Source organism: Thalassovita autumnalis (assembly GCF_001458255.1).
Classification (GTDB): domain Bacteria; phylum Pseudomonadota; class Alphaproteobacteria; order Rhodobacterales; family Rhodobacteraceae; genus Thalassobius; species Thalassobius autumnalis.
Map to the genome: position 1 here is coordinate 1 of NZ_CYSB01000015.1, position 9,273 is coordinate 9,273.

Annotated in this window: 6 protein-coding genes and 1 tRNA gene; 5 read left to right on the top strand and 2 right to left on the bottom strand. The window is 56.9% G+C overall.

Translation table 11 applies throughout. From position 1 onward, the window contains the following. Positions 1-295: 295 nt before the first annotated feature. Positions 296-496 carry a hypothetical protein gene (locus TL5118_RS21325; protein ID WP_165590017.1) on the bottom strand — a complete coding sequence of 67 codons (201 nt, stop codon included), beginning with the start codon at positions 494-496 and terminating at the stop codon, positions 296-298. Here TL5118_RS21325 and TL5118_RS04790 point away from each other — a divergent pair. Beyond that, the gene (locus TL5118_RS04790) at positions 495-3,050 is read left to right on the top strand and encodes a hybrid sensor histidine kinase/response regulator (protein WP_165590018.1); all 2,556 of its coding nucleotides are present in this window, start codon (positions 495-497) and stop codon (positions 3,048-3,050) included. The two genes, TL5118_RS21325 and TL5118_RS04790, sit on opposite strands and share 2 nt — an antisense overlap. A gap of 315 nt (positions 3,051-3,365) precedes the next feature. Here TL5118_RS04790 and TL5118_RS04795 read toward each other — a convergent pair whose 3' ends face one another. After that, a complete protein-coding gene (locus TL5118_RS04795; RefSeq protein WP_058241598.1) occupies positions 3,366-4,664 on the bottom strand; it encodes an ATP-binding protein in 1,299 nt (432 codons plus the stop codon). A gap of 40 nt (positions 4,665-4,704) precedes the next feature. Here TL5118_RS04795 and TL5118_RS04800 point away from each other — a divergent pair, with 40 nt between their 5' ends. The 4 genes from TL5118_RS04800 to TL5118_RS04820 all read left to right on the top strand — a co-directional run bounded on the left by TL5118_RS04800 (position 4,705) and on the right by TL5118_RS04820 (position 9,044). Further along, positions 4,705-5,616: an MBL fold metallo-hydrolase gene (locus TL5118_RS04800; protein ID WP_058241599.1), complete on the top strand. Its 912-nt coding sequence runs from the start codon at positions 4,705-4,707 to the stop codon at positions 5,614-5,616. Between the two features lie 121 nt (positions 5,617-5,737). Beyond that, positions 5,738-5,812, top strand: a tRNA-Asn gene (locus TL5118_RS04805). 498 nt (positions 5,813-6,310) lie between these two features. Next, positions 6,311-8,278, top strand: a complete 1,968-nt coding sequence (locus TL5118_RS04815) for a site-specific integrase (protein WP_131727406.1) — start codon at positions 6,311-6,313, stop codon at positions 8,276-8,278. 76 nt (positions 8,279-8,354) lie between these two features. Next, positions 8,355-9,044 (top strand): hypothetical protein, encoded by a 690-nt coding sequence (locus tag TL5118_RS04820; protein WP_058241602.1) that lies wholly within the window; start codon positions 8,355-8,357, stop codon positions 9,042-9,044. The last annotated feature ends 229 nt before the right edge of the window (positions 9,045-9,273 follow it).

Here is a 9,273-nt window from a genome sequence, read left to right on the forward strand (position 1 = left end):
ACCCGATACACCTTAGCAAAGCTGCAAAACTGTCCGAAAAGGTGGGACCACTTCATAGTATGTATGAGTAGACGGAAGTCTAGATTGTGAGACTCAATGGTCGGGACTACCAATTTTACTTGTGAAATGAATGATCTATCCCCCAAAAAAATAGGGGAAGCGCATGAATATCCGACTGCGGGATCTGGGGGGGTCTTTTGTGTCAATGCCTTTGTCAGTGCATCTGTCGTGCAATTTATTTTCTTTTTTTGTTGGATTTAGTCGCAAGGTCGGCGATTGATGCGGATAATGCGCGTTAGCTTGGCAATAAGACCAAGGTTGCGCTGGTGGTTTTCACACCAAGAAATAAAAGGGTGATCTGCGCATCTGAGATGCGTAGAACGCCAAGTAAGTGCCAATAGCGGTAGGTCTGAATGTTCGGACAAAGAGATGACGCCACTGAAACGACGCGCCAGAGATTGCTCTGGACGCTTTGGGCTGGGCTGGTCGTGGCCATGGCCGTCTCTCTTGTGTTTTTCTCAAACCTGCTGGGCGCGATCAGCGACACGATGGAAGAACGCAGTGAGCGGCACGTCTATCAGGAATGGCTGTCGCATCAGCTGGATCTGGATTTCCTTGGTTTACAGGACACCCTGCGCCTGGCGCGTGAGGATGGTGTGGGCTGGAATGCCGCCGAAGTTCTGGAGATGGGGCTGGCCGATCTGGCCGAAAAGGCGCTGGCCCTGCAGGACGCTGAGGGCGTTGCGGGCTTTGCCGCGGCCAACCCTGTTGTGGCGCGTCTGATCGAAGTGCAGCGTCGGTTCCTGGACGACAATGCGGCGCTCTTGTCCTCGGGGCAGGCGCTGAGCGTAGATGACATCAACCGTATGGATGTCGATCTGTCTGAGTTGTCAAATCTGCGCCGAATCGTTGTGCAAGACCTGATGCAGAGCGAGTTGGCCATTCGCGAGGCCGGCAACTCAACCCTGCAAACCCGGCTGCGGACCTTCTACACTGGTGGCAGCGCGGTGCTGGTCTTTCTGGCCGGTCTGCTGGTGGTCAATGTGTTCATGCTGACCATGCTGCGGCAGCGGCGGCAGGCGTTGGATCGCGCCATGCATAATATGCGCACCATCGTCGAAGCCCCGCGTGATGCGGTGTTCCTGACACGTGAAGATCTGACCATTTCTGGCATGGGCCGGTCTGGTGAGACGATGTTCGGCCTCAGCGAAGAGGTTGCACAGGGGCGCAAGATCTTTGATTTCTTCGCCAATGATCCCTCTGAATTTGAACTATTCGCCGAAGCATTGCGCGATTCCGTGGCCAACCAGACGGATGAAACCAAACGCAGCTATCGCATTGAATTGAACGGCCGCCGTCAGGACGGAACAACCTTCCCGGCGGATGTCGGGTTTTCTGTTGTTCAGGACCCCGAAAACAACACCGCTTATGTGGTTTCGGTTGCAGATATGTCGGATCAGGCCGAACGTGAGCTGAGCTTGATGCAGGCGCGCAACGAAGCGCTGCAGGCCGAACGCGCCAAGTCCCGTTTCCTGGCCGCGATGAGCCATGAGATGCGCACGCCGCTGAACGGTGTTCTGGCCTCGCTGGACCTGATGCGGGAAACCACCACGCTGGATGAGCGCCAGACCGAGCTGGTCGGCATTATCGAACGCTGCGGTGATGACGCGCTGGAGCAGGTCGAAAACGTGCTGGAACTGACCCGGCTGGACACGCTGGCCAACACGGCGATCAACGTCGCCCCCTTTGCACCCGCGGCGCAGCTGCGTGAAATCGTGGACACCAACCAGCAACGGGCGCGTCAGAACCGCAATACGCTACGCTTTGACAGCACGGTGCCTGACAACCTGCTGGTTACCGGGTCTGCGATCCTGTTCCGCCAGATCATGCACAACTTTGTCTCCAACGCGATCAAGTTCACCTCTGGCGGCGAAATCCACGCCAAGCTGACCGCGGTGGATCTGGGCGAAGAGATTGAGTTTACCGCCACGGTTCAGGACACCGGGATCGGCATTGAGGAGGAGGATCTGGACCGGATCTTCCGCAACTTTGAGACCATCCGCGATTCCTATTCGCATTTCCGCTCGGGGACTGGTCTGGGGCTGTCGATTGCCAAACATTCGGCGGATTTGCTGAACGGTCGCATCGATGTGGACAGTAATCCTGGGCAGGGCAGCAGTTTCACCCTTGTCGTACGCTGGCCCAAAGGTGACAGTAACGCCGCGGGCGAAGACGGTCTTTGGGGTCCGCAGCGATCGGAGGCAAACGACTCGATGGATGTTCTTGTCGTTGAAGACAATGAGATTAACCGCCAGATGCTGGTGGATATGCTGCAGGCCAAGGGCCATCAGGTGACCCAAACTGTGGATGGCCTTGAAGGGGTCTCCGCCGGTCGTGAACGGCAGTTTGACCTGATCCTGATGGATATTTCGATGCCCAAGCTGGATGGCGTCGGTGCCACCCGCATGCTACGCCAGTTCGGCAAAAGTCGGCACAGTCCGATTGTTGCTGTCACGGCGCATTCGCAGCCGGAACACATGCGTGAGTTCCTGGCGGCGGGCATGGACCGCGTGTTGACCAAACCGCTGCGCATGGCCACCCTTGAGCAGCTGTTTGAGGATATGGGCCATGTGGCCAACGCCAACCACTCAGCCGAGGCAGCGCCGGCGGTTGTGCAGGATGAAACAGAACAAGAAGATGATGAAATGGCAGAAGATCTGATTGAGAAAGAGGTGTTCGACGGTCTGATCGATATGCTGGGCGGTGAGTCTGTGGTGGGCTACCTCAGTCAGTTCGAAGACGACGCCAAGGACATGCTGCCGAAATACACCGATGCGATTGACGCCGGTGATTTTGCCACCGCCCGCGCCGAAGCACACCGCTGTGCAGGTGGCGCCGCCGTGATCGGTGCCTGTAAGGTGCATGAAGTGCTTCAATCAATGACCCATGCTGCCGACGACAGCGATTCTGAAAAATGTCTCGCTCTGGCTGCGGGACTGGAGGATCTGACACGTAAAACGATGGATGCCATGCGCGCCACCATCGGGTGACGTAAGGGACCTATGCGAAAGAGTCTGCTGTCCTGTCCTGTCGCATAGTGCGCAAAGGGCTTTGCGCATGATAGACAACGGCCAAGGTGAAAACAGCCGCGCGGCACTGGCAGGATCCGGCAGAGGCGACGGGCCTCTGAAGATGGGGATCTTCCGTTGATCCAGCGTAGGTGCCGCCAGCGACTGTTTTGAAATGTCACCACTCACACGGAACCGGCCGCAGAGGTTGCCGAATTGGCGTATCTCTGCGGCCGTTTCTTTTTCAGCACACCTGTCTTTAGGGCTGGTGTCTGTGCTCAGATGTCTAGGCAGCCTTCACCGCCCGATCACGATATCGGCGCAGAGCCCCCCCATTTTTGCTGACCGCGACAGCCGCAGAACCCCACCATGGGCCCGGGCCGTGTCATTGGCGATCGCCAGGCCCAGACCAACACCGCCGCCCTGATCCTGATTGCGGGCCGCATCCAGCCGGGAAAACGGTTTGACGGCCTCACTGTAGTGATCAGGATCAATACCCGGCCCGTCATCCTCCACCCGGATCCTCAGCATCTTGTCGCTGAGACGCACCGAAACCTCGGCGTTTTCGCCATAGCGGGTGGCATTTTCGATCAGGTTGGTCACCGCACGCCGCACCGCCATGGGCTGCAGCGACACCAGCGTGGCGGCGTCCCCATCAACCTCGCGCAGGTCCACAGCGATATTGGCGCGCTGTGCGTCCTCCACGATCTGTTGCACCATCGGGATGGCCGCAACCTCTTCAAACGGGGCGTCATTGGCGCCCTGGCTGAAGGACAGAAACCCATCCAGCATCTTCTGCATGTCTTCCACATCCCGCTCCAGCGGGGCGCGGTCCTCCTCCTCCAGAAAGGCCAGTCCCAGCTTCAACCGAGTCAGGGGCGTGCGCAGATCATGGCTGACCCCGGACAGCATCATGGTGCGCTGCTGAATATGGCGTTCAATCCGTGCCCGCATATCCAGGAAGGCATGGCCCGCCGCCCGCACCTCTTGTGCGCCAGCAGGGCGATAGGGGATTGACCGTCCGCGCCCAAAGGCATCCGCCGCCTTGGCCAGTCGGGTGATCGGGCGCAGCTGGTTGCGCATGTAGATAAAGGCGATGAGCGTCATCAGCCCGCCAAAGAACAGCATGTTCACAAACAGCTGGTGCGCATTGGTGGCTGAGACCCGGCGCCGGTCAAAGGAGTAGCGCACCGGCCCGTCGGGCCCGTTCAGGATCAGATCAACGTCATCATCATTGGGCAGCAGCAGGGCGCGCACATTGCCCAGCATCTGCTCAAAGTTTGAGGTTACAACGATCCCTGTCAGATCATACCAGCGCCGCTGATGCACCTCAGGTGCCTCCGCCTCGCTCAGCGGGGTGATCGTGATCTCCAGCTGTTCGGCCAGAGTGGGCAGCGCCGCGGCGGGCTGATGCTGCAGCAAGACGATTTCCCGCGCGGTGGTGCGCGTCATCTGCTCCGTCACCCCGGCGAAATGGCGCTGAATAAACACCACCGAGACAACCAGTTGCAGCGTCACCACCGGCAGGATCATAATCAGCGCAGCCCTTGAATAGAGCCCGCGCGGCACATAGCGTTTCATCCAAGTAAACATCATGGGAACACCCTAGCCTTGGGGTCCCCGGGAAGGAAGAGAGATGCAGGCGCCCGACACATTTGACGCCCCGGTGGGGCAGGCGGAATGGATGCAGGAGGGGCTGCGCCGGATCCTCGCGCCCAATCCCTCGCCAATGACCTACCGCGGCACCAACACCTATCTGATCGGCGAACGTGACATCGCCGTTGTTGATCCCGGCCCTGACAGTGCGGCGCATCTGCAGGCCATCCTTAACGCGCTGGAGCCGGGGCAGCGTATTTCCCATATCCTTGTCACCCATGCGCATCTTGACCACTCACCCCTGGCGCGCCGCCTATCCGAGGTCACCGATGCGCCGGTGCTGGCCTATGGCGATCATCTGGCTGGACGCTCCGCAGTGATGACCCAGCTGGCTGCAGACGGCATGGCCGGGGGTGGGGAGGGCGTTGATGCCACCTTCCGCCCGGACCAGACGCTGGCGGATGGCGAGGTTATTACAGGCGATGGCTGGCAGCTCCAGGCGCTCTGGACCCCGGGCCATTTCGGCAATCACCTGAGCTTTGCCTTCGGACAGGCGATTCTGACTGGTGATCTGGTTATGGGCTGGGCCTCGTCGCTGGTGTCGCCGCCCGATGGTGACCTGACGGATTTCATGCGCTCCTGCGAACAACTGCGCCAGCGCCCGGCTGAAGTCTATCATGCCGGCCACGGCGCCCCGATTGAGGCCCCTCATGCCCGGTTGGATTGGCTGCTGTCGCACCGCCGCAGCCGCGAGTCACAGATCCTTGCCGCACTTGACGGGCAGGGTGCAGATGTCAGCAGCCTCACCCGTGAAATCTACACCGATACCCCCGCCGCATTGCTGCCCGCCGCAGAACGAAACGTCTTTGCGCATCTGGTTGATCTCTATGGGAAAAACACGGTTTCTTGTGAGGGCGCGATGTCGTTCAAAGCCCGTTTTTCACTGCGTTAACCAAGGGAAAATCGGGCAGATGATTTTTTTTGAAAAAATCTGACAAAACCCTCTTGCGGCCCGAAATGCCTATAGCTATACACCCCCTCACACGAGATGCTGCACAGCATCGACACAGTGTTCCGGCGTAGCTCAGCGGTAGAGCAGTTGACTGTTAATCAATTGGTCGTAGGTTCGATCCCTACCGCCGGAGCCAATCATCCCTTAAGGGATTGATTTCAAAGAAGAAGCGACCCCTAACAGGGTCGCTTTTCTCGTTTCTGGCACTGCGAATGGCACACCGCGTGGCACATTGTGGCACATGGGAGAGACAGTCATGCCTCGTTCACGCAGAATTCCCCACCTCGAGTATCGCCGCTCCGGATACGTTTGGCGCCGCAGATGGCCCAAGAGTCTGTCCGAGAGATGGTCGGATTCAGAACCCTCTGAATCTGCAATCGAACCGAATCCTCTGGTCTTCAAATCCTCCAGACGAGAATCGGGACCTATAGGGGAAAACCCCTACTCGAAATTGGCGTTTCGAGAGGCAGCGATCGAAAACCCCAGCAAATCCGGGGCAGCATCAAGCCGCTCGAATGGGGGTATTCCCTCTCTTGTCTTCTCATTGAAAACTCATGCATTTTCAGAGGCACAGGAGCTGTCCATTCGACTGACGGCTCTTAGTAATCTGACATTCCATTACATCGCGAGCACCATGACACTGACTCCAGCTGTCGTCACGCACGTCTTGACGACTCTCGTCCGCTTCGAAATCGAAGCGGCTGACCGTATTCGCATCCAGGGTGATCAACGCACACCTGAAGCAGCAGAATTTGCCCTGCGCCGTGAGCGCGCATTGCAAGAAACACTTCGACAAGCACTGCAGCTGCGCAACCACGAGGTTGCCCGGCGGCCCTTGCAAGCCGTCTCTCAACATCTCGGCATCGCCTTGCCGGAAGATGGGGACGACTGGAAGTCGCTGGCCTATGAGGCCACGCGGGTTCTACTGGACGTCAGCGAGGAGCGCGAAAGGCGTGAACGTGGGCTCTTTCACGAGCCGAGCCCGTATTTCAGTCAAGGGATCGGGCAGACGGTCCAGGGGATCGCACCTTCTGCAGCCGTTTCTGTTGGGATTGGGCAACCTGCTCTGGCCATGCAGGTTTTTGCCAATGGTCAAAGCCCTGAGTTTCCCGGAGGAGATCCCGTTTTGCCAATTGCACAAACGGTTTCCGTTTCTCCAAAGAATTTCGTCGTTCCTGAGCAAGTTGGGAGCCCGGCACAGAGTGCGAACTCGGTTATGGATGGTGGCGTCCAAAGCACTTCAAGCGACAATCAGCCCCTTGAGACACATTTCGCGTCTAAGCGGGTTTTGTTGAAAAACTGCTCTGAAAAGACGGTCGCAGCGCTGAACAAGGGGGAAAATATTACGATTGATGAGGCGTTTGATGTCTACATCGAATTGAAACTCCAGGGCTACGGCGAGGAGTGGGACAAGCTTCAGAAACCTGACGAAAAGACAGGGAAGAAGTGGAAGAATTCTACGGAACCAGCGATGCTGGTTGCCAAGAATATCTGGACTGATCTGCTGGAACACTCACCCGTTGGGGCGCTTTCTGAGGAGACAGTTCTCGAACAGATCCCAATCATCCGCGAACTCCCCACACTGCATGGAAAACAGGCCGATCTAACCGCTGATGAGGGCTATCGCGCCCTGGTGAAACACGCAAACACAAAGGAAAGAATTGCCATGGATCGGGTTGAGAGAGATCTGGAGCGCAAAGGGGTCACCGATCCAGTCGAGATCGAAATGGCCAAGCTCAAAGAACTCATCGCGAGGATCAGAGGCCAAACCTTGTTCAAGCACGTGCGTGCAGCCAACCGTATCGGAAAGATGCTTCTTTCGTTTGGTGTGATCTCCAGCAACCCGTTTGTTGGCTGCACGTTCACCAACAAGGAAGAAAAACGCATCTGTGCCACAGAGGAAAAAATCGCCCGCCAACGTTGGGACGATCGGAAGGCGCTGCTTTTTCAGACGCCGGTTTTTCAGGGGCAAACGAGGAACGACGCGGACCCTCTGTTTTGGGTGCCTATCATGGGCTTTTTGCAAGGTGTTCGCAGCGAGGAAGCTTTGCAGCTTGGCCCCAAGGATTTTGGTTCTCAGAATGGCATCAGCTACATGAAAATTCGAAATTCAGAAGGGAACAACGTCAAATCCGAGGCTGGTGAACGCGTATTGCCGATCCACCCGGCATTGATTGAGCTGGGCCTGATGGAACTGGTTGCTCAAAAGGATGGAGAGAAGCGCAAGCGTCTCTTTAGCGGGATCAAACGTGGCCAAACCAAAAACACCTACACAGAGCTGTTTACGAAGGAGTTCACGCGCTACCGTCAGGCGCATGGCGTCTACTGGCACGGCTTGGACCTACACGCCACGCGCACCACGTTTCATCATGATCTGATGGACCTGGCCACACCGGGTTACATCCGACGCGCACTCATGGGGCATGAACCCTTAGATGAGGGTGAGCGTTCATATGCTCAGAATGGGATTTCGCTGAAGACCCTGTGCGACTGCGTTTCTGCGGTTCCGTTTGATCCTTCCCTGATCATCAGTCCTGTGCGCGACAATCCGCAATCCAAGACGCGGATCAAAGCTCAGAAACTTGGCTTGCGGGCCATCTAACCCTGATCAATGCCGTGTCTCTCCTCGTTGAGAAGGCACGGCTTCTTCGAACATCAAATATCAAAGGCTCTGAAATATGGACAAAATGAAGTCGACTGACGTCTCCGCAAAAATCTTCTCCAAGACAGATCGACGTGCGGATGCCGCGTTCGAACTCGGACAGGGAAAACGACTGCAGTTTCACTTTCGATTTAATGGCCAAAGCGCTTGGGCGGACGTCTTCGTTTTTGAAGGAACAGCGATGCGCAAGGGCGTAATATGGCAACTTCCTTTCTCTGAGTCAGCGCAGCCTCTACATGCCCTGGCTCAAGAAATCTGGTATTTGGCAGAGCGAGCCCTCGAAGCGCGGCAGCTCATGAATTTTGTGCGGATTGCCATGTCCAAAACCAGAGTTCCCGCCTTCTTTAGGGGGCAAGTGGAGACAGAGCTGAGGCTGGTGGAAGCCTGTGTGCTCCACTGGTCGGAAGTTGCGGAGCTTCACAAAGCTTTGGAAGACGGCAGGTCATTTGGCCGAACTCTTGAAATGGATGATCTTGCACTTTCGGACGAGTTTGCCAAATCCAAGACTAACTTGAAACTTTGGTCAGAAAGCGTTGATCAGCGTGATGACCGAAACGATGATTTGGCGATTCATGAATTGGAACAGACCGTTACTGCTGCCCGACGCTTGCTGATGTTGGAACGTGAACTGGTAAGGCGCGAAAGCATGTCCGCACACGAAAGGGTGGCCTGCAGGAACGAACGGAAGCAGCTGGCTCAGCCCTGAGTTTGTCCACCGGCTCTCCCCCATGTCAAACCACACGAAGGAGCAACATCTCGTTGCTCCTTTTTCATTTCCAGGATCTGTCTTCCTCCGAAGACAGCGGATGACCTTTCCCGAAAATACGTGCTAACGTGCAACCCAAACGGGAGCAAAAGATTCTCCCTAATAACAAAGACTGTATCCGTCCGGTATCGGGGCGGTTTCAGGCTTTTTCGGGGCGCCAGTTCCATGG